This window comes from Phreatobacter sp. GW821-FHT04C01, assembly GCF_059420385.1.
In genome coordinates this window covers 587,203-605,505 of sequence record NZ_JBWKTP010000005.1, presented here as the reverse complement: position 1 = coordinate 605,505, position 18,303 = coordinate 587,203, and the positions used below count along the sequence as shown (strand labels likewise).

The window sequence follows — 18,303 nt, the reverse complement described above, 5'->3', positions numbered from 1 at the left end:
CCGCAATGCCGAAATGGGCATTGCGGGCCGCCGCTGGATTGTCGCCGCCTGTGCGGCGAAGGGACGAATTTATCGGGCGCGCTGCATGCGGGTGATCGTGATCGCGCCATTGACGCGGTCGGCGTCGAAGCGGACGCGATCGCCTTCACGCACCTGCTGGAGCATGGCCGGATCCGCAACCCGGAACACCATGGTCATGCCGTCCATTTCCAGATTGGCGATGGGGCCGTGCTTCAACGTGATCCGGCCGCGCTCGGCCTCGATCTTGACGACCTCGCCGCTCACCGACTGGGCCGCGGCGGTGGCGACATGACCCATTGTCGCGAGACCGGCGGCGAGGGCGAGCGCTTTGATGATGATGGACATGGAAATCTCCTCTTGCAGGGTGGTTCAGCGCACGGTGATCCGGCCATGCATGCCGGCCTGGTAGTGGCCGGGGATCAGGCAGGCGAATTCGAACGTGCCGCTATTGGTGAAGCGCCAGATGATTTCGCCCGACTTCGCCGGCTCGACCTTCACCGCGTTCGGATCGGCATGTTCCATGTCCGGATTGCGTTCCATCGCGGCCTTGTGGCGCTGATTGCCTTCGAGTGTGTCGATGACCATTTCATGGTCGAGCGCCCCGCCATTCTTCACGACGAAGCGGACCGTATCGCCCCGGTTGATGGTGATTTCGGCCGGCTCGAACAGCATCCGCCCGTCGCCTTCCAGCATCCGCACTTCGATGGTGCGCGTGACGCTGCCGCGATGGCCTTCTTCGCCGGCGGGAGATGACGGGCCGTGGGCCATCGAGGCGCCGGTCAGGGCGGCCACGGCGGCAAAGGCCAGCAAGGCTGATGTCTTCGACATGATCTGTCCTCGTCTCGGTCTGGATGTCAGTGGTTGGAATGGCCGCCGCGGGCGCGGCGCGCCGCGCGGTCGAGCACGCGTGCCGCCGGTGCGGGGCCGGGCGGCGTGGCGGCGCGGGCGGGACGGGCGAGCGGCGGTCCCTTCCATTCATAGGCCACGGTGCCGGGCGGATGCTGGTACCAGCCGGGATCCCTGTAATCGCCGGCGGCCAGGCCCTCGCGCACCTTCACGACCGTGAACATGCCGCCCATCTCGACCGGCCCGAAAGGCCCGTCGCCGGTCATCATCGGCAAGGTATTGGCCGGAAGCGGCATTTCCATCGCGCCCATCTCGCCCATGCCGGCGCCACCCATCGGCATGAAGCCCGGCACCAGTCCGCGGATGGCCCGGGACACCTGCCGCTGATCCACGCCGATCATGGTGCGCGTGTCATGGCCCATGGGGCCCATCGTGTGGTGCGACTTGTGGCAGTGAAACGCCCAGTCGCCCTCGTGCACGGCATGGAATTCATAGGCGCGCATGGCACCGACGGGCACGTCGATGGTGACCTCCGGCCAGCGGGCCTCGGGACGGACCCAGCCGCCATCCGTGCAGGTCACCTCGAAATCATAACCGTGCATGTGGATCGGATGATTGGTCATGCTGAGATTGCCGATCCTGATCCGGACGCGGTCGTTCTTGGCGACCACCAGGGGATCTAGCCCCGGCCAGGTACGGCTGTTCATGCACCAGATGTTGAAATCGGTCATGGTCGAGACCTTCGGCACATAGGTCCCCGGGTCGATGTCGAAGGTATTGAGCAGAAAGACGAAATCGCGGTCGACGCGGTGCAGGGCGGGGTCGCGCGGATGGACGACGAAGAAGCCCATCATGCCCATGGCCATCTGCACCATCTCGTCGGAATGCGAGTGATACATGAAGGTGCCGCTTTTGCGGAGTTGGAACTCGTAGACGAAGGTCTTGCCGGGCGGGATATGCGGCTGGGTCAGTCCGCCGACGCCGTCCATGCCCGAGGGCAGGATCTGGCCGTGCCAATGCACCGCCGTGCTCTCCGGCAGGCGATTGGTCACGAAGATGCGAAGCTTGTCGCCCTCCACCGCCTCGATCGTCGGGCCGGGGCTCTGGCCGTTATAGCCCCACAGATGGGCGAGCATGCCGGGCGAGATCTCGCGCACCACCGGCTCGGCGACCAGGTGGAATTCTTTCCATTCGCCATTCATGCGCGAGGGCAAGGTCCAGCCGTTCAGCGTGACGACCGGCTGGTAGTCCGGTCCGCTGGAGGGAGGTGCGAGGGGGGCCTGGGTGTTCGCCTTGGTCATGGTTGGCGCCTCCGGCAAGCTTGCCGTCTGCGCTCGTCCACTGACCTGGGATGCGCCGACGAGGGCGAGGCCGGCGCCGGCGGTGGCAAATAGTCCACGTCGCGATACGGACATGACGTCTTCCTCGTTGCTAGTGCGCGGCCGCGCCGGTTTCGGCGCCGGCAACCGCTGTGGTGGGAGTGTCCGATGAGCCGCCGCCCGGCGCTCCGCCGATGACCACGAAGTGCAGGTCGGTCTTGGCGATCCAGAAGTCGCGGCGGGCTTCGATGGCCGCGGCATTGGCCGCGATGCGGGCTCGTGCCTCGGTCAGAAGCGAGAACACGTCGACCATCATGCCGTTGTAACGGAGCTGGCTTTCATCGGCGATGATCTGGCGCAACGGCAGGATCTGCGACTGGTAATGGCGGGCGAAGTCGAAGCCACCGCGATAGCGCTGGTAGGCCTCGCGCGCCTGCGAGCGCACGTTGACGCCGCGTTCGACCAGGCGGTTGATCGAGCGCAGATAGGTTTCGCGCGCCTCGCGGAGGCGGCTTTCGCCGAGGTCCAGGGGTATCTGGACTTCCAGGGACAGGCCGCTGATGCGGGTCCGTTCGAATTCGGTCTGATGGTTCTCGACGAGCTGTCCGCCCTGCAGGCTGTAGGAGCGTTCGGTGCGCGTGGAGCGCTCGTTGTTCAGCGCACCCTGGAGTTCCAGGACATTCAGAAAGCGCGACCATTGGGTCAGCGCGAGCTGGCGGGCGACGCCGTCGACTTCCAGGCGCGCGATCCTGAGATCGAGCCGCTTCTCCAGCGCCTCCCGTTCGATCGCGTCGCGGGACATGGGGCGGGGCGGCAAGGCCGGCAATTGGGCCGGGAGCTTCAGCGCGGCAATATTGTCCCAGAGGCCGAGTGCCCTGATCAGACGTTCGCGATCAGCCTGGTTCTGAAGCCGCGCGCGGGCGAGCTGGGCCGCCACGTCGGCGTAGAATACGTGCTCGCGCGCCTGGTCGAGCCGGTTGACCGCGCCGGTTTCGCCGAGACGCTTGAACAGTTCCGAGGCTGTCCGCGCCGCGCTATTGGCCTGGGTCAAGAAATTGACGAGCTGGCTGGAGGCGACGACGCGGTAATAGGCCCGGCGCGTGTCGCCGGCGAGGCGCAGCGTCTCCTCGGCCGCCCGCAACTGCGCCTGGCTGAACCGGACCTGGGCGACGGCCCGTCGTTGCGGCAAGGTCGCAAGCCCGAGAATGTTGACGAGCAACTGGCGCTCGATCTCGATCGCGCCGGTGCTGGCGAGCCGTGTCAGCGAAAGCGTCGGGCTCGGCGGCAAGCTGGCCTGGACGAACAGCGCTTCGGAAATTCCAAGATCATTATAGGCGGCCTGCAGGCCGCGATTGTTCATGAGGGCGATCTGGACCGCCCTGTCGACGCTGAGCGGGGATCGCAGCAAGGCCGTCACCCGCGCCTTGACCCGGTCGCTGTCGGCCGGCTCCCGGATGCGCCCGAGGTCCTGACGCAGTTCGCGCGCCGCGATGTCGCGGGCGACGCCGAGGCCTCCGTCGGGGCTATAGCTGGCGCAGCCGCCGAGCGCCGTGGCGGCGCCGACGAGAATGGCGCCGAGCCGAACCGGGCGGAGCAGTCTTTGAGCGGTGCTCGGCCGGGCGGCGCGGGCCGGATGGTTTCGTGTGGATGATGTCATGATCGTCATCACCCTCACCGTACCGGGGCGCCGGGGGCGACGCGTTCGTTCGAGCGCCCCCAGTCGATCGGGCCGACGGGGCGGAACGCGGTAAAGCCGCCGAGCACCGGCTGATAGCGGACCTGCCGGCTGGCGACGGCGGGGTCGGCGGCCTCCTCGCCGAGGCGCGCTCGCGTCCCTGCCTCGGTACAGGCGCCGAGCGCCAGGCCGGCCACGACGGCCAGGCCGATCGCTTGAATTCGAGTCGATGGGAGGTGGTTCATCTGCGGCATGCGCGCCCCGGTGGAACTGAGTCTCACCGGGACGCTAACGGCGCTGTTCGCAGGTCGTATTTCCCGACTATTACAATTTATTGCCGGGCGGTTGTCGGGCCCGGATGCCTCATGCCGGGCGCAGTCGGTCCTTCAGCCGGAGCAATGCGATCTTCTTGATCTCGGCGATTGCCGTGGCGAATTCGTCATCCGTGGAATTGGCGATACGCCGTTCGAAGGCGTCGAGAATGCTGTCCTTCGTCGCTCCCTTCACCGCCATGATGAAGGGGAATTCGAAACGAGCCTTGTAGGCGTCGTTGAGCGCGGTGAAGCGGGCGAGTTCGTCCGCCGTCAGCCGGTCGAGGCCGGCGCCCGCCTGCTCGCGGGTGGAATCGGCGGTCAGCAGCTTGGCCGCGGCAAGCCGGCCGGCAAGATCCGGATGCGCCTTGATCAAGGCGAGTTTCTCCTGCCGGGTCATCTCGTCGAGAACGGCAGCGAGCGCCCCGTGCAGGCCTTCGGTCGTATCATGAGCCGATGTCAGGCCGCGGCGATGGGCTCGCTCGGCGATGGCCGGCGTGTGCTCGTAGATGTCGCCGAATTTGGCGACGAAGACCGGCCGGTTCATGCCGCTCGGCAGGCCATCGGCGGGGTAGTGATGGATCGCCCAATGCCGGGCGATGTCGATGCGCCGGCAGATCCAGACGTGGTCGTGGCCCTGGATGTAGTCGAGGAAACGGGCGAGCGCGGCGAGCCGGCCCGGCCGCCCGACGAGGCGGCAATGCAGGCCGATCGACAGCATTTTCGGCGCGCCTTCCGCGCCTTCGGCATAAAGCACGTCGAAGGAGTCCTTCAGATAGGCGAAGAACTGGTCGCCCGAATTGAAGCCCTGCGCCGCCGCGAAGCGCATGTCGTTGCTGTCGAGCGTATAGGGCACGATCAGGTGCGGGCCATACGGGCCGTCGACCCAATAGGGCAGGTCGTCGGCATAGGAATCCGCGGAATAGAGAAAACCGCCCTCTTCCATGACGATGTCGAGCGTGTTCTCGGACGTCCGCCCGGTATACCAGCCGAGCGGCCGTTCGCCGCACAGCGCGGTATGAATGCGCAGGGCCTCGGCTACCGCGGCGCGCTCCTCCGCGGCCGGCATGTGGCGATGGTCGATCCATTTCAGCCCATGGCTGGCGATTTCCCAGTCGGCCTCGCGCATGGCGGCAACCGCATCCGGGTTGCGCTCCATCGCGGTGGCGACGCCATAGACGGTCACCGGCAGGCGGCGCCCGGTGAACAGCCGCCAGAGCCGCCAGAACCCTGCGCGCGAGCCATATTCATAGATCGATTCCATGCTCGGGTGGCGCTGGCCGGGCCAGGGCGGCGCGCCGATCATTTCCGACAGGAAGGCTTCCGACGCGGGGTCGCCGTGCAGGATGTTGTTCTCGCCGCCTTCTTCGTAATTGATCACGAACTGGACGGCGATGCGCGCGCCACTCGGCCAGCAGGCCTGCGGCGTGGTGCGGCCATAACCGATCAAGTCGCGGGGGTAGGGGCTGTTCTGCATGGCTGGCCTCGCTGCATGAGATCTGTCGGAAAGAGCCGGCGGTCGGAGTGTCAACTGCCGCGATAGGTCGCATAGCTCCAGGGCGTCACGATCAGCGGCACATGATAATGCGCATCGGCATCTGCGATCGTGAAGCGAATTGGCACGTCGTCCAGGAATGGTGGGTTCGCCTGGGTGATGCCCGAGGCGCGGAAATAGTCCGCGACGCCGAAGACCAGTTCGTAGGTGCCGGCGGTGAGCGCCTCGCCGGTGAGCAGCGGCTCCGCGGTGCGGCCGTCCTCGCCGGTCCGGAGCTGCTTGACCAGGGCGCGCGTGCCGTCCAGGCCCAGGCGATGAAGCGCGACGTCCATGCCGGCGGCCGGTCGGCCGGAGGCGGTGTCGAGCACATGTGTCGATAGTCGTCCCATGGTGTTCTCCGCGTGTTGGCTGTTGCCAGTTAACGCAAACGGGCCTCCGCCATTTTCAGGCAAAATTTGAAAATCTTACCGATTTTGAGATCATTGCGTGGGGTTCGCCGGCAACCTTCAATACCAGGGCGTGTGCTCGTTCAAGACCGGGAAATTCGGCCGGCACGCACTCAGGGAGGAGAAGACGATGACCGACCAGGTTCATCCCGTCGACGAGGTGCTGCCGGCACCGAGATTGTTCGCATTGGGCCTTCAGCACGTGCTGGTGATGTATGCCGGGGCGATCGCGGTGCCGCTGATCATCGGCCGGGCACTCAACATGACGCCGGATCAGGTGGCCTTGCTGATCAGCGCCGATCTCTTCGCCTGCGGCATCGTCACGCTGATCCAGTCGCTGGGCATTCCAGGCGTCGGCATTCGCTTGCCGGTCATGATGGGGGTGACCTTTGCATCCGTTGCGCCGATGCTGGCGATCGGCCGCGATCCGAACCTCGGCATTACAGGCATATTCGGCGCCATTATCGCATCCGGCTTCTTCGCCTTGATGCTGGCGCCCTTCATCAGCCGCATGTTGCGCTTCTTTCCGCCTGTCGTGACCGGCACAATCATTCTGGTGATCGGCGTCTCGCTCATGCGTGTCGGCATCGGCTGGGCGGCCGGCGGCCCCTCCTTCATCACCACCGTCATCGACGGCAAGCTCCGGCTGGTCGACAATCCCAATCCCGGCTATGGCGCGCTCGACAGCCTGGCGCTCGCCCTGTTCGTGCTCTGCGTCGTGCTGGCGCTGACCAAATACGGCAAGGGTTTCGTCCAGAATATCGCGGTCCTGCTCGGCATCGTCGTCGGTTGCGTCGCCGCTTTCGCCATCGGCAAGATGAATTTCGACGTCGTCGGCCGGGCCGGCTGGTTCGGCTTCATCTATCCCTTTCAGTTCGGCCTGCCGAAGTTCGAACCGATCTCGATCATCACCATGTGCCTGGTGATGATCGTGGTGATGATCGAATCGACCGGCATGTTCCTGGCGATCGGCGACATGACCAACCGCAAAGTCGACCAGGACGACCTGACCAAGGGGCTCCGGGCGGATGGCCTCGGCACCATGATCGGCGGCCTGTTCAACACCTTCCCCTATACCTCCTTCTCGCAGAATGTCGGCCTGGTCGGTGTCACCGGCGTGCGCTCGCGCTTCGTCACGGCGGTCGGCGGCGTCATCCTTCTGGCCATGGGTCTCGTGCCCAAGCTCGGGGCGCTCGCGGAGGCGATCCCCTCGGCGGTCCTGGGCGGGGCCGGGATCGTAATGTTCGGCATGGTCGCGGCGACCGGCGTACGCATCCTCACGACCGTCGATTTTCGCGGCAACCGCAACAATCTCTATATTGTCGCCATCGCCGTCGGCCTCGGCATGATCCCGCTGGTGGCGCCGAACTTCTTCCGCAACATGCCGCACAGCCTGCATCCGTTGCTGGAGTCGGGCATCCTGCTCGCAGCCATCGCCGCGGTCGGGCTGAACATCTACTTCAACGGCTTCAAGTCCGCCGACGAGGCGGCGGCGGAAGTCCGCGAAGCCGGTGCCATGGCCGACGCGCACTGAGCCGGCAACTCATCCGGCCGACACGCCCGGACCGGCCCGTCGCTTTGCGGCGGGCCTGCCCGGGCGCCGTCAATTTTCGAGGCGCTTGCCCAGTTTGCCGAGTTCGGTCGCGACATGCGTGCGGCTGGCCTCGAGCAGGAGGTCGGAAAAGGCCTTGTGTCCCGGTGGCGGCAATTGCCGCGAAGGATAGATGATGGCCAGTGTCGTCGGCTCCGGCACGACGTCCGGCATGACATGCACCAATGTGCCCTTGGTCAATTGCTCGGCGACCTCGAAGACCGGCTTCATCACGATGCCGGAGCCGGCGAGCGCCCATTGGGTCAGCACATCGCCGTCGTCGCAGTCGATGGCGCCGCCGACCGCGAGCGTCCGTGTCTCCCGGCCCTGGCGCACCGTCAGGCGGAACTGCCGGGAGCCCGGAAAGCGCAGCAGCAGGCACTGGTGGGCGAAGAGATCATCTGGCGTCCGCGGCACGCCGTGCTTTTCGAGATAGGCCGGCGAAGCGCACAGAATGCGCTCGATGGTGGCCACCTTGCGCACGATGAAGCTTGAATCGGACAGATCCGCCATCCGGAGCGCCAGGTCGATGCCCTCACCGATCAGGTCGATCAGGTGTTCGGCCAGCCGCAGGCGGATGTCGATATTCGGCTGGGCGGTGCGGAAGGCCGTCACGACCGGAGCGACGAGCCGGCGGCCGAGCCCCAGGGGTGCGGTGATCTTGAGCGAGCCGCGCGGCGCGCCACCCTCCAGGGCGACGCTCGCCTCGGCACGCTCGACCGCATCGAGCACATCGACGATCCGCTCAAAAAACGAACGCCCGACCGAGGTCAGCTGGATCTTGCGGGTGGTGCGGTTGAACAGGCGGCAGCCGAGCCGCTGTTCCAGCGCCAGGATGCGGCTGCTGACCACGGCGGCCGACATGCGCAGGTCGCGCCCGGCGGCGGAAAAGCTGCCCTTTTCGACAGCGCGGGCAAAGATCCTAGCGTCTTCGACGAAGCCCATGGCGCTCTCTGGATTTTCAATTCCAGGACGAAAATATCACTACTTTTTACGTGTTCAAGGGGAATGCCCCACGCACTAGGCTGACGGCCAAAATCGGGAGGACAATCAACATGGATCCGATCATCGCGGAATGGGGCAGCCTGCTGCTGCGCTGGGTGCATGTGATCACGGCCATCGCCTGGATCGGATCATCCTTCTATTTCATGCACCTCGACGCATCGCTGAAGGCGATCCCGGAAATCCGCCCGGGCAAGGGCGGTGCGGCCTGGGAAGTGCACGGCGGCGGCTTCTACGAGGTCAGGAAATATTTGGAGGCACCGGCCCATTTGCCCCCGGACATGATCTGGCACAAATGGCAATCCTACTCGACCTGGATCTCGGGCTTCTTCCTGCTGGTTTGGATCTATTATGCAGGGTCCGACCTCTATCTGATCGATCCGCAGGTCATGGCGCTGTCACGGCTGTCGGCCGCCGGCATCGGCCTTGGCGGGCTCGCCATCGGCTGGCTGGTCTATGACGGCCTCTGCCGCTCGCCGCTGATCAAACACGAGGTGCTGCTGGCCTCCGTCGGCTTCGCCTTCATCATCCTCATGGCCTTCCTGTTTCAGCAGGTGTTTTCCGGACGCGGCGCGCTTCTGCATACCGGGGCGATGATGGCGACCATGATGTCGGGCAACGTGTTCTTCAACATCATCCCCAACCAGCGCAAGACCATCAAGGAACTGCTCGCCGGCCGTGCTCCCAATCCGGATTTCGGCAAGCAGGCCAAGGCCCGGTCGACGCACAACAACTACCTGACCTTGCCGGTCGTGTTCCTGATGCTGTCGAACCACTACCCGCTGACCTATTCGTCGCCCTATGCCTGGGTGATCGTCGGGCTCATTCTCGTCGCGGGCGCGATGATCCGGCATTTCTACAATGTCAGCCATGCCGGCAAGGGCCAGCCCTGGTGGACCTGGGCGGTGGCGGCGGTCTGCATCATGTGGGCCGGCTGGATCAGCATGGCCGCCTCGCCGATCGGTCGCGAGAGGCTCGGCCTCGCCCCGCTGGGCGACGTGCGCCACGCCGCCGGTACGCCGCAGGCGCCAACCGCTGTCGCCGACATCGTCATCGGCCGCTGCAGCATGTGCCATGCGGTGCAGCCGGTCTGGGACGGCATCGGCGTCGCGCCGAAAGGCGTCCTGCTCGACAGCCACGAGGCCATCGCGCGCCAGCGCGACGCCATCCGGCTCCAGTCGGTGATCACCCACGCCATGCCGCCGCAGAACATCACGGGCATGACGGCCGAGGAGCGGCGCGTGGTCGCCGAATGGGCAGGCCCACGCTGACGGTCACGACCGCAGCTTCGCAGGAGGGCATGATGTCTCCGTCTCACCACCCGATGTCGCCATCGGGGACGACCGCCACCGATGCGGACGATCACTTCGGCGCCGCGATCGCGGCACGGCTCGATGCGCTTGCCGCCATCAGCGACGAGCCGGGTGTGCTGACAAGGCTCTATCTCGGCCCGGCCCATCGCCGTGCCGTCGATCTCGTCACGCTCTGGATGCGCGAGGCCGGCATGGCCGTGGCGCTGGATGGCGTGGCCAGCGTGATCGGGCGCTATGAGGGAACCGTGGCCGGAGCGCCGGCTCTGGTGATCGGCTCGCATATCGACACCGTGCGCAATGCCGGGCGCTTCGACGGCAATCTGGGGGTGGTGACGGGGCTGGAGGTGGTGCGTGCGCTGCATCGGCGCGGCAAGCGTTACCCCTTCGCCATCGAGGTCGCCGCCTTCGGCGACGAGGAGGGCGTGCGGTTTGCCAGCACGCTCGGCGGCTCGCGCGCCATGGCGGGCAGGTTCGATGCTGCGATCCTGGATGAGCGCGATGCCGACGACGTGTCGCGGCGCGAGGCACTGCAGGGTTTCGGTTGCGATGTCGCCGCGATCCCCCGCTCGGCGCGCTCGGCCGCCGACACCGTCGGCTACGTCGAGGTCCATATCGAGCAGGGCCCGGTGCTGGAGGCGAGGGGCCTCGCGGTCGGGGTCGTCACCGCGATCAATGGCGCCTCGCGCGGCATGATCGAATTGACCGGCAAGGCGGGCCATGCCGGCACCACGCCAATGGACCTGCGCCGCGACGCGCTGGCGGCGGCCGCCGAGATCATCCTGGCGGTCGAGCGGCGCGCACGCGCCGAGCCGGAGCTGGTCGCCACCGTCGGGTTTATCGAAACCCCCGGCGGAGCGGTGAATACGGTGCCGGGCAAGGTGCGGTTGACACTGGACCTGCGCAGCCCATCCGATGCCCGGCGAACAGCCGCGCTTGGCGCGCTTGAGGCCGAGATCCGCGCCATCGCGGGGCCGCGGGGCATCGGTTGCGAGATCGCCATGTCCTATCAGGCGCCAGCGGCGCCCTGCGACGCGGATCTGTCGGCGCGCCTTGCCGCGTCGGTGCAACGCTGCGGTCATCCGGCCGTGTCGCTGCCGAGCGGGGCCGGCCATGACGCCATGGCGTTCCGCGGCATCCTGCCCTTCGCCATGCTGTTCGTGCGCTGCCGCGACGGCCTGAGTCACCACCCGCAAGAATATGCCGCGCCCGGCGACATCGACGTCGCCGCGCGCGTCCTCGCCGATTTCATCGATCACCTCGCCACGTGAAGGACCTTGCCATGTCGACCGCCACGCCTGCCTTGCTGCATGAACTGGTGCATCAGCGCTTCGACGACGAGGTCGCCTTTCTGGCGGCGCTGGTCAAAATGCCCTCGGACAATCCGGCCGGCGATTGCGCTGCTCATGCCGAGCAGGCCGCCCTATGGCTGGAGCGGCTCGGCTTCGCGGTCGAGCGGCACCCGGTGCCGGCCGACCTGGTGAAACGGCACGGCATGATTTCGGTGACCAATCTGGTCGTCCGCCACCGTTTCGGTGACGGTCCGGTTATCGCACTCAACGCCCATGGCGACGTGGTGCCGCCGGGAGAGGGCTGGACCCAGGATCCATATGGCGCCGCCGTCGTCGACGGCTGGATGGTTGGCCGCGGCGTGGCGGTGTCGAAATCGGACTTCGCCACCTATGCCTTCGCGCTGGATGCGCTGAAGCGTTCCGGCCTGCCGCTGAAGGGTACGGTCGAGCTGCATCTGACCTATGACGAGGAGGCCGGCGGCGAAATCGGCCCGGCCTGGCTGTTGTCGCAGGGCATTTCCCGGCCGGACATGGCGATCGCCGCGGGCTTCAGCTACGCGGTCGTCGAGGCCCATAACGGCTGCCTGCATCTGGAGGTGGTCGTCGAGGGCAAGTCGGCGCATGCGGCCCTGCCCGCGACGGGGATCGACGCTCTCGAAGCGGCCACCCCGATTCTCGCCGCGATCTACGCCAATCGCGAAGCGCTGCAGGCGGCGACATCGGCGGTGCCCGGCATCGGCAGTCCGCAGATCACGGTCGGCCTGATCAGTGGCGGCATCAACACCAATGTCGTGCCCGACCGGATTGCGTTCCGGCTCGATCGCCGGATGATCCCGGAAGAGAATCCGGCCGAGGTCGAGCAGGCGTTGCGCGACCTGATCGCCAGTGCCGCGGTGGCGCATCCGGCGGCCCGCGTCACGGTGCGGCGCATCCTGCTCGCCGAACCCTTGAAGGCAACGCCCGAAGCCAAACGGATCTCGGAACTCGTCGGCCGGCACGCGACCGAGGTGTTCGGCGAGCCGGTGCGATCGACCGGTGTGCCGCTCTATACCGATGCCCGCCTCTACGCCGCCCAGGGCATTCCCGTTGTGCTCTACGGCGCTGGCCCGAAATCGATCGAGGAAGCCAATGCCCATCGCGCCGACGAGAGGCTGCGCCTGAGCGATCTGGAAAAGGCGACCGTCGTGATCGCCCGTTCACTCGCCGAGCTTCTGGGCTGACACGCGCCGGCTGCGTCGGCTGCGCGCGGTACGAGCCGGCCAGGTTGGCCTGGCCGGCTCGGCAATTCAGCATGTTCGGCCAAGCCGCTGCGACGGTTGGCGAAATGGGCCGCATCGGGCCCTGATTCAAAACCTCAAGCCGGGTTCGCCTAAGTCGACCGCGCATCCTTGGTGGCTTGGGCTTTCTTGCCGGCCTGGGATACCCGGCCGGTCTTGGCTGGCTCGACGATCGTTTTCGATTTGGCGTTTTCCTTGACCGTCATGGCCTTGGCGGCCGTCGGCCCGGGTTTCGGACGCGCCTTCGTCGCCTCGGCCTTGCGTTCGACGGCGGCGCGAAGATTGCCGATGGCCTTGGTGCGCCGCTCTTCGGCACCAAGCCGTTCGATGCGGGCGTTGACGCGGCGAAGCGCGTGGGCGAAGACCTGCTTTTTGGCGGCGACGCCGCGTTCGCTGGAGACCTCGGCAGCGGTATTGCGTGGTTCGGCCTTGCCGCGGCGGACCCTGCGGCGATGGCGGACGATGTCGCTGGCCTTGGCGCGGCGCGCCCGCAGCCAGCCGGCGAGCTCGATCAGCTCGGCGCGCGTGGCGGTCTCGAGGGCCGGGTAATGGCTGGCGGCAACCGGGTCATATTCGTCCTCGGCAAGGAGACGGCGTTCGGCAGCAATGGCAATACCCATGGTCTGAGCCTTTCATAGTGGTCCGGATCGCGTGCCCGGGGTGGTCAAATCCTGTTCGTCTCGCCGATGGGGCCCTGTCCCCAGGGCCGATCGGACGACAAGACGATCCCCTGGGCGTGGTGAAATTGGGGCAAGATCAACCGGTGCGTGCCGCAAGCCGTCTCGCCCGGCGGTTTCGGGAACCAGAGGGCGCGTGGCGAAGAGCGAGTGGGGGAGGGGCATGATGCGGAACAGGCAGAGCCCCGCCGCTCGCCGATGAGGCGCGCATGACCCTTGCCCGCTCGCGGGAGAGGCGCGCGCCGCATGGTTCATCGCGCAGCGAGGCCGTGCTCTTGCTCGCGAAAGTCAGCCCGAAGGCGCCGCCGGCCGTGCTTGACGTCTCGCTATAGCCCGGCGCCGAACAGCCGATCGCCTCGAGCGCGGCATAAGGCGTCCAGCCGAAGCCGCGCTGGCCGAAGCGCCAGCCGGCTTCGCGCCGGCCACGGAGGTCCGCGCCACGGATCGAAGCGCGGCTTCCCACCCTACCGGATGACCCCGCAGCCACCCTCACGTGCCGGCAGCACCAGATAGGCGCCGCTTTCGTAGAGATCCCGCACCCCGCCGCGATCATTCACTGCGGCAACCAGGAGGATACCCGTGACGCGCAGCAGGCGCACCTGGTCCGGGTCGACCCGCTTCATCAGCTCCGTCGTATCGCCGAGCGCGACCACCAGGGCTGGACCGGACCTTGCCGCGGTGATCCCGCCGGCAATCACCATCCAGCCGGCAAGCACCAGGGCGGAGGCGGCGAGGAACTGGCGGGGGCCAAGGACGGACACGCGGATCTCTCAGTAGTCGTAGAGATGCTCGAACTTGCCACCGGCGGCGCCGGCAGCCTGCAGCACAAGATCGAGCCTGTCGACCGGCACCGCAAGACCCAGCCTTTGCCATCCTGGCCGGGCCTGCAGCGGGAAGGCGAAGAGACGCTCGGTGCCGGGGAGCTCGACGATCTTGTCGGTGGGCGACAAGATCGTGACGAGCGCCATCCGGTTGCCGGCGATTTCGCGGAACCTCGCCCCTTTGGCGATGAGGTCCTGGATCAGCAGGGTGAAGGCACGATAGCGATCGGTCTCGATCACGACGGCGCCGTCGGCCTCGCCGATCACCTTGATGCGCGGATCGGCGCCGAGCGTCTGGGCATCGAGGCCGCCGACGACGCTGCGGATCCGGAGATCGGCCGGGGTCAGGCCGGCGGCTTGCGCGATCAGCACGGCGTAGCCCGCCTTCACGCCATATTCGGCGGTCAGCGCGAAGCGCCGTTCGACCGAGCGCAGCGCGCTGTCGCGCCCGAACGGCACCTCGGTCCAGAACTGCCTGACGGTGGCGGCGAAAGGAAATTCGTACCAGGGCGTCTGGGCAAGGAAGCCGGCGTAACGCTCCGAAACATCGGCGGCGAACTGGTCCTCGGCGTTCTTCACCGGTCCGCGCCACCAGGCGGCGAGCCGGCCGATCGTCTCTTCATAGGCGCCCTTGACGATCATCTCGGCGGTGAAGCTGACGCCGATCGTATGGAGCATCGACTTCATGTCGAAGGACATGGCCTCCTGCCGGGTCGCACGCCGGCTGAGATCGCAGAGGCTCGACCAGAAGCCGGTAATGCTGGCGCCATAATCGAAGGCATTTTCGTCCCGGGTTTTCACCAGGCCGGCGAAGTCCTCATAGGCATGGACGATGTACCATTCGGGGTAGGACAGATAGCTCTGGATCTCCGGTCGCCGCCAGGGCGCCTCGCTGATGATGCGCGGCACGGCGTCCGGGCCGGCCTCCTGGCGTGGCGCCTGGCAGCGCGTCTCGACATACAGGATCGGCAGGGCCGATACCGCGAGAAGCGCCACCACGACGATCGCGAGACGGCCGAGCCAGCGCAGCAGGAAGCGCAGGACGGTCTTCATGCGCGGCTCTCGGCCGGTTCGCCGCGTCCGAGCCGGAAACCCGCAAAGGCGGCGAAACCGCCGAGCGCGATATGCGGCGTATTCGCGAGGATCTTGAAGACGAGGGGCAGGTCGAGCACGCCGTAGATGAGTATGCCGAGATCGAGATAACCCGAGCCGAAGGCGAGCCCCATCAGGCCGTCAAGGCAATAGAGCACGCCGAAGACGCGCAGGAAGATCAGGGAGGCACGGGTCGACAGCCAGGCCGCGATCGCCGCCCAGGCGGCCGAGGCGAAGTGCAGGGAATCGTCATAGATGTCGAGCGCGAAGATGCCGAAGGCCCGGCCCTGGGCGTCGGTCAGGCCGGGCAGGTAATTGATCAGCGTCACCAGGCCGAGAATGACGGCATAGGTCGCGGCGATCTTGCGGGGCAATGTCATCGTGAGGTCCCAGAAACGGTTCAGGCGACGAAATAGGCGTCCCACATGGCGTTGCGGAACAGGAGGCCGGGATCGAGCGCGCGCTTGCGCTCCGCCACTTCGGCAAGCCGCGGATAGGCCCGGGTGACCTGGTCGCGGCGGGCATGGAGACGATAGGGCAGGTAGAAGCTGCCGCCGATCGCGATCACCCGTTCGATCAGGGCTTCCGTCATCTGGAGCATGTCGGCCTCCGCTTCCGCGGTGATCGCCTGGGAGAACAGCATGACCGCGGCGATCCGCCGTTCGGGCGCGTAGGACAGCGCGCTGGTCGTGTCGGCGAGGACATGGCGCAGCGTGACGTTCAAAAGCTCCTGGCGCGACTTGAGGATGGTGTCGCGGCAGGCCGCGATGAAGTCGGCGAAACGGTCCGGCGCGACGAAATATTCGTGCAGGATATCGGTGCGGAAGCGGTCGCCGCCGGCAAGGTTCGCGACGGGTTCGTTCATGAAGGCGTTGCGCGTGCCGATACCCGACGACAAGCTGGGATTGGCCACCGTCTCGGCGCTCCAGCGCGCCCGCTTGGCGGTTTCGCTGCCGACCTGGGCACGAAAGATCTCGCGCGAGATCGACGACATGAAGCCGCCGGTCGCCGCCGGCGGCAAGGTTCGTGGCGGGTTCGGCACCGGCCGGTAGCTGATCATCAGCGCCTCGCCGAGGAAGTTCCGGCGGGCCACCGACAGGCGGCCATAAGCCATCTGAATCGCCGGGTCGCGGTCGAGGGTCGCGACGAAACGCCGGCCGAAATCGGCCGACAGCATCAGCTCGTAGGCCGGCTTCAGCAGGGCGTTCGGCACCATGTCGACGACCATGTCGAGGACGATCCCGAACAGGCCGTAGCCGCCCTGAACCAGCGAGAACAGCTCCTGGTTCTCGGTCCGCGAACAGGTGACGATCTCGCCGTCATGGCGCATCAGGCGGAACGACCGGACCGTCGAGCCGAACGGGCCGAAGGGGGTCGGCCAGCCATGGGCATTGACCGACAAGGTGCCGCCGGTGGCGAAGTCGTTGTTCGACTGCATCACCGCCGGCGAATACCCGGCCCGGTCGAGCGTCGCGATGATATGGGCCCAGCGGGTGCCGGCATGGGTGCGGTAAGTCTTCGCCTGCTGGTCGAGTTCGCAGATGCGGGTTGCGAATGTCGCGGCGGTGCCGTTGCGCGGAATGCTCTGGCCGCCCATCGAATGGCGCGCGCCGCCGACCGCGAAAGGCCGCCGCTCTGCCGCCGCCTCGCGCAGTTCCCGGCGCAGGCGTTCGATCGTCGCGGCTTCCGGATCGTCGCCGACGGTGAAGTGGCGCATCACCGGGGTCGGGTTCAGCCGGCTCGCGTCATTGATGACGATGCGCCCCTGGGCTTTGACCGGGGCCGGAAGAAGCGCGCCGCCGGCCGCGGCGGCGGCGAGCTTGATGAACGAGCGGCGGGTCGTCTTGGGCATGAGGCCTCGGGCTAAGCATTGCTGAGCGTCGGATTGGCCAGCATGGCCCAGCGACATGACCCGGTCCATGTCGGGCAGCAGGAGGTCATGTTGCCGCGACGATGGGTGAGTGAAACATGACGCGGCGGGTGCAGGGGTGTGTGCGCCGATGCCGGTCGGATCTTCGAAGTACAACCGCCTGCGCGAGAAAAGCGCAACAGAATCAACCCTCTCCCAAAGGGAGAGGGTGGCAGCGTCAGCTGCCGGGTGAGGGGCGTGAGCGCTCAGAACTGGCGTCGCGGCTCGCGGAGCATGCCGTCTTGTCCGGAAATGGACGACCCCTCACCCGGCGCCACCCTCTCCCTTTGGGAGAGGGTTGATTCGTCGACGCTTTTCGCTCTGGGCCGTGAAACCGTCTCAGCGCCTCAGCATGGCGAGATGTGTGAGTGGCGCCTTCTCGGCATCCCCATTCGCCATTCGCCATTCGCCCTCTTCACACCGGCAGCGGCACCGCGCAGCTCTGGCCGCCATCCACGGGAATGCTGACGCCGGTGATGAACTTGGCCTCGTCGGAAGCCAGGAACAACGCCGCATTGGCGACGTCGAAGGCGGTGCCCATATGGCCCATCGGCACGGCGCGGCCGCGCGCTGCGACCATCTCCTCGATCGAGCCATATTGGCTGGAGATCTGCTTGTAGATCAGCGGTGTGTCGATCATGCCGGGCATGACGCAATTGGCGCGTATGCCGTGCGGGGCATATTGCAGGGCGAGCGCCACCGTCGCCTGGTTCACCGCGGCCTTGGCGGCGTAATAGGCGAAATAGGGGTAGCCGGTCCAGCGGATCGCGGCGACCGACGAGATGTTGACGATGACGCCACTCTTCTGCGCCAAGAAATGCGGCAGGACGGCTTTGGCGGTGCGGTAGACCGAACCGATATTGATGTCGAGATTGCGCCGGAACGCCTCTTCGTCGAGCTCGACCGGCCCGCCATGCAACACCACCCCGACATTGTTGTGCAGGATGTCGAGCTTGCCGAAGCGGGTCATCGCCGCTTCGACCGCGGCTTCGACCGCGGCGAGGTTGGTGGTGTCGGCGGTTACCGCGATGGCCTCGCCGCCTTCGCCGCGAATGATCCCGGCGGTCTCTTCCGCTGCCGCCTCGGCCATGTCGACCGAGACGACCTTGGCGCCCTCGCGGGCATAGGTGACGGCGGCGGCCTTGCCATTGCCCCAGCCGGGACCGGACGATCCGGCCCCGAACACGATGGCGACGCGATCTTTCAGGCGCATGGTGAC

19 protein-coding genes are annotated in these 18,303 nt (G+C 66.7%); 4 read left to right on the top strand and 15 right to left on the bottom strand.

Features of this window, described 5'->3' with window-relative positions; translation table 11 throughout:
- Positions 1 to 69 precede the first annotated feature (69 nt).
- The 7 genes from AC07WJ_RS22180 to uraH all read right to left on the bottom strand — a co-directional run bounded on the left by AC07WJ_RS22180 (position 70) and on the right by uraH (position 6,056).
- On the bottom strand, positions 70 to 366 hold the full coding sequence (locus AC07WJ_RS22180) for a copper-binding protein (RefSeq protein WP_494936816.1): 297 nt from the start codon (positions 364 to 366) through the stop codon (positions 70 to 72).
- A 24-nt stretch (positions 367 to 390) separates the two neighbouring features.
- Entirely contained in the window at positions 391 to 849 is a 459-nt protein-coding gene (locus tag AC07WJ_RS22175) for a cupredoxin domain-containing protein (protein ID WP_494936815.1), read from the bottom strand.
- A gap of 26 nt (positions 850 to 875) precedes the next feature.
- Entirely contained in the window at positions 876 to 2,282 is a 1,407-nt protein-coding gene (locus AC07WJ_RS22170) for a multicopper oxidase family protein (protein ID WP_494936814.1), read from the bottom strand.
- A 16-nt stretch (positions 2,283 to 2,298) separates the two neighbouring features.
- On the bottom strand, positions 2,299 to 3,843 hold the full coding sequence (locus AC07WJ_RS22165) for a TolC family protein (protein ID WP_494936813.1): 1,545 nt from the start codon (positions 3,841 to 3,843) through the stop codon (positions 2,299 to 2,301).
- 14 nt (positions 3,844 to 3,857) lie between these two features.
- Positions 3,858 to 4,106, bottom strand: a complete 249-nt coding sequence (locus AC07WJ_RS22160; RefSeq protein WP_494936812.1) for a hypothetical protein — start codon at positions 4,104 to 4,106, stop codon at positions 3,858 to 3,860.
- A gap of 118 nt (positions 4,107 to 4,224) precedes the next feature.
- Positions 4,225 to 5,649 (bottom strand): allantoinase PuuE, encoded by a 1,425-nt coding sequence (gene puuE / locus AC07WJ_RS22155; RefSeq protein WP_494936811.1) that lies wholly within the window; start codon positions 5,647 to 5,649, stop codon positions 4,225 to 4,227.
- Positions 5,650 to 5,699: 50 nt separating this feature from the next.
- Positions 5,700 to 6,056: a hydroxyisourate hydrolase gene (gene uraH / locus AC07WJ_RS22150; protein ID WP_494936810.1), complete on the bottom strand. Its 357-nt coding sequence runs from the start codon at positions 6,054 to 6,056 to the stop codon at positions 5,700 to 5,702.
- Between the two features lie 187 nt (positions 6,057 to 6,243).
- On the opposite strand from uraH, the gene AC07WJ_RS22145 reads away from it, so the two are divergent.
- On the top strand, positions 6,244 to 7,647 hold the full coding sequence (locus AC07WJ_RS22145) for a nucleobase:cation symporter-2 family protein (protein WP_494936809.1): 1,404 nt from the start codon (positions 6,244 to 6,246) through the stop codon (positions 7,645 to 7,647).
- A gap of 69 nt (positions 7,648 to 7,716) precedes the next feature.
- Here the strand turns inward: AC07WJ_RS22145 and AC07WJ_RS22140 are convergent, their stop codons facing one another.
- On the bottom strand, positions 7,717 to 8,649 hold the full coding sequence (locus AC07WJ_RS22140; RefSeq protein WP_494936808.1) for a LysR family transcriptional regulator: 933 nt from the start codon (positions 8,647 to 8,649) through the stop codon (positions 7,717 to 7,719).
- Between the two features lie 110 nt (positions 8,650 to 8,759).
- Here AC07WJ_RS22140 and AC07WJ_RS22135 point away from each other — a divergent pair, with 110 nt between their 5' ends.
- From AC07WJ_RS22135 to AC07WJ_RS22125, 3 genes are read left to right on the top strand one after another with little or no spacing between them, the layout of a single operon-like run.
- Positions 8,760 to 9,977 (top strand): urate hydroxylase PuuD, encoded by a 1,218-nt coding sequence (locus tag AC07WJ_RS22135; RefSeq protein WP_494936807.1) that lies wholly within the window; start codon positions 8,760 to 8,762, stop codon positions 9,975 to 9,977.
- Between the two features lie 32 nt (positions 9,978 to 10,009).
- Positions 10,010 to 11,287, top strand: coding sequence for an allantoate amidohydrolase (locus AC07WJ_RS22130; protein WP_494936806.1), 1,278 nt, complete (start codon positions 10,010 to 10,012; stop codon positions 11,285 to 11,287).
- An 11-nt stretch (positions 11,288 to 11,298) separates the two neighbouring features.
- Positions 11,299 to 12,528: an ArgE/DapE family deacylase gene (locus AC07WJ_RS22125; protein ID WP_494936805.1), complete on the top strand. Its 1,230-nt coding sequence runs from the start codon at positions 11,299 to 11,301 to the stop codon at positions 12,526 to 12,528.
- A gap of 149 nt (positions 12,529 to 12,677) precedes the next feature.
- On the opposite strand, the gene AC07WJ_RS22120 is transcribed toward AC07WJ_RS22125, so the two are convergent.
- The 7 genes from AC07WJ_RS22120 to AC07WJ_RS22090 all read right to left on the bottom strand — a co-directional run bounded on the left by AC07WJ_RS22120 (position 12,678) and on the right by AC07WJ_RS22090 (position 18,297).
- Positions 12,678 to 13,205, bottom strand: coding sequence for a hypothetical protein (locus tag AC07WJ_RS22120; RefSeq protein WP_494936804.1), 528 nt, complete (start codon positions 13,203 to 13,205; stop codon positions 12,678 to 12,680).
- A gap of 136 nt (positions 13,206 to 13,341) precedes the next feature.
- Complete coding sequence (locus tag AC07WJ_RS22115) at positions 13,342 to 13,815, bottom strand: autotransporter domain-containing protein (RefSeq protein WP_494936803.1); 474 nt, start codon at positions 13,813 to 13,815, stop codon at positions 13,342 to 13,344.
- Complete coding sequence (locus AC07WJ_RS22110; protein WP_494936802.1) at positions 13,727 to 14,023, bottom strand: hypothetical protein; 297 nt, start codon at positions 14,021 to 14,023, stop codon at positions 13,727 to 13,729. Before AC07WJ_RS22110 ends, AC07WJ_RS22115 begins: the two co-directional genes overlap by 89 nt.
- Positions 14,024 to 14,032: 9 nt before the next feature.
- A complete protein-coding gene (locus AC07WJ_RS22105; protein WP_494936801.1) occupies positions 14,033 to 15,136 on the bottom strand; it encodes a hypothetical protein in 1,104 nt (367 codons plus the stop codon).
- A complete protein-coding gene (locus tag AC07WJ_RS22100; RefSeq protein ID WP_494936800.1) occupies positions 15,133 to 15,555 on the bottom strand; it encodes a hypothetical protein in 423 nt (140 codons plus the stop codon). Before AC07WJ_RS22100 ends, AC07WJ_RS22105 begins: the two co-directional genes overlap by 4 nt.
- A gap of 20 nt (positions 15,556 to 15,575) precedes the next feature.
- Positions 15,576 to 17,027 carry an FAD-binding oxidoreductase gene (locus AC07WJ_RS22095; RefSeq protein ID WP_494936799.1) on the bottom strand — a complete coding sequence of 484 codons (1,452 nt, stop codon included), beginning with the start codon at positions 17,025 to 17,027 and terminating at the stop codon, positions 15,576 to 15,578.
- A 472-nt stretch (positions 17,028 to 17,499) separates the two neighbouring features.
- Positions 17,500 to 18,297 (bottom strand): SDR family NAD(P)-dependent oxidoreductase, encoded by a 798-nt coding sequence (locus AC07WJ_RS22090; RefSeq protein WP_494936798.1) that lies wholly within the window; start codon positions 18,295 to 18,297, stop codon positions 17,500 to 17,502.
- Positions 18,298 to 18,303 lie beyond the last annotated feature (6 nt).

Bases quoted from the DNA above. Each gene is read 5' to 3' on its own strand.
- AC07WJ_RS22095 (WP_494936799.1), bottom strand. From the start codon at position 17,027: ATGCCCAAGACGACCCGCCGCTCGTTCATCAAGCTCGCCGCCGCCGCG.
- AC07WJ_RS22125 (WP_494936805.1), top strand. From the start codon at position 11,299: ATGTCGACCGCCACGCCTGCCTTGCTGCATGAACTGGTGCATCAGCGC.
- AC07WJ_RS22100 (WP_494936800.1), bottom strand. From the start codon at position 15,555: ATGACATTGCCCCGCAAGATCGCCGCGACCTATGCCGTCATTCTCGGC.
- uraH (WP_494936810.1), bottom strand. From the start codon at position 6,056: ATGGGACGACTATCGACACATGTGCTCGACACCGCCTCCGGCCGACCG.
- AC07WJ_RS22115 (WP_494936803.1), bottom strand. From the start codon at position 13,815: ATGATCGCGGCGGGGTGCGGGATCTCTACGAAAGCGGCGCCTATCTGG.
- AC07WJ_RS22090 (WP_494936798.1), bottom strand. From the start codon at position 18,297: ATGCGCCTGAAAGATCGCGTCGCCATCGTGTTCGGGGCCGGATCGTCC.
- AC07WJ_RS22175 (WP_494936815.1), bottom strand. From the start codon at position 849: ATGTCGAAGACATCAGCCTTGCTGGCCTTTGCCGCCGTGGCCGCCCTG.
- AC07WJ_RS22180 (WP_494936816.1), bottom strand. From the start codon at position 366: ATGTCCATCATCATCAAAGCGCTCGCCCTCGCCGCCGGTCTCGCGACA.
- AC07WJ_RS22140 (WP_494936808.1), bottom strand. From the start codon at position 8,649: ATGGGCTTCGTCGAAGACGCTAGGATCTTTGCCCGCGCTGTCGAAAAG.
- AC07WJ_RS22120 (WP_494936804.1), bottom strand. From the start codon at position 13,205: ATGGGTATTGCCATTGCTGCCGAACGCCGTCTCCTTGCCGAGGACGAA.
- AC07WJ_RS22130 (WP_494936806.1), top strand. From the start codon at position 10,010: ATGTCTCCGTCTCACCACCCGATGTCGCCATCGGGGACGACCGCCACC.
- AC07WJ_RS22160 (WP_494936812.1), bottom strand. From the start codon at position 4,106: ATGAACCACCTCCCATCGACTCGAATTCAAGCGATCGGCCTGGCCGTC.
- puuE (WP_494936811.1), bottom strand. From the start codon at position 5,649: ATGCAGAACAGCCCCTACCCCCGCGACTTGATCGGTTATGGCCGCACC.
- AC07WJ_RS22105 (WP_494936801.1), bottom strand. From the start codon at position 15,136: ATGAAGACCGTCCTGCGCTTCCTGCTGCGCTGGCTCGGCCGTCTCGCG.
- AC07WJ_RS22165 (WP_494936813.1), bottom strand. From the start codon at position 3,843: ATGACATCATCCACACGAAACCATCCGGCCCGCGCCGCCCGGCCGAGC.
- AC07WJ_RS22135 (WP_494936807.1), top strand. From the start codon at position 8,760: ATGGATCCGATCATCGCGGAATGGGGCAGCCTGCTGCTGCGCTGGGTG.
- AC07WJ_RS22145 (WP_494936809.1), top strand. From the start codon at position 6,244: ATGACCGACCAGGTTCATCCCGTCGACGAGGTGCTGCCGGCACCGAGA.
- AC07WJ_RS22170 (WP_494936814.1), bottom strand. From the start codon at position 2,282: ATGTCCGTATCGCGACGTGGACTATTTGCCACCGCCGGCGCCGGCCTC.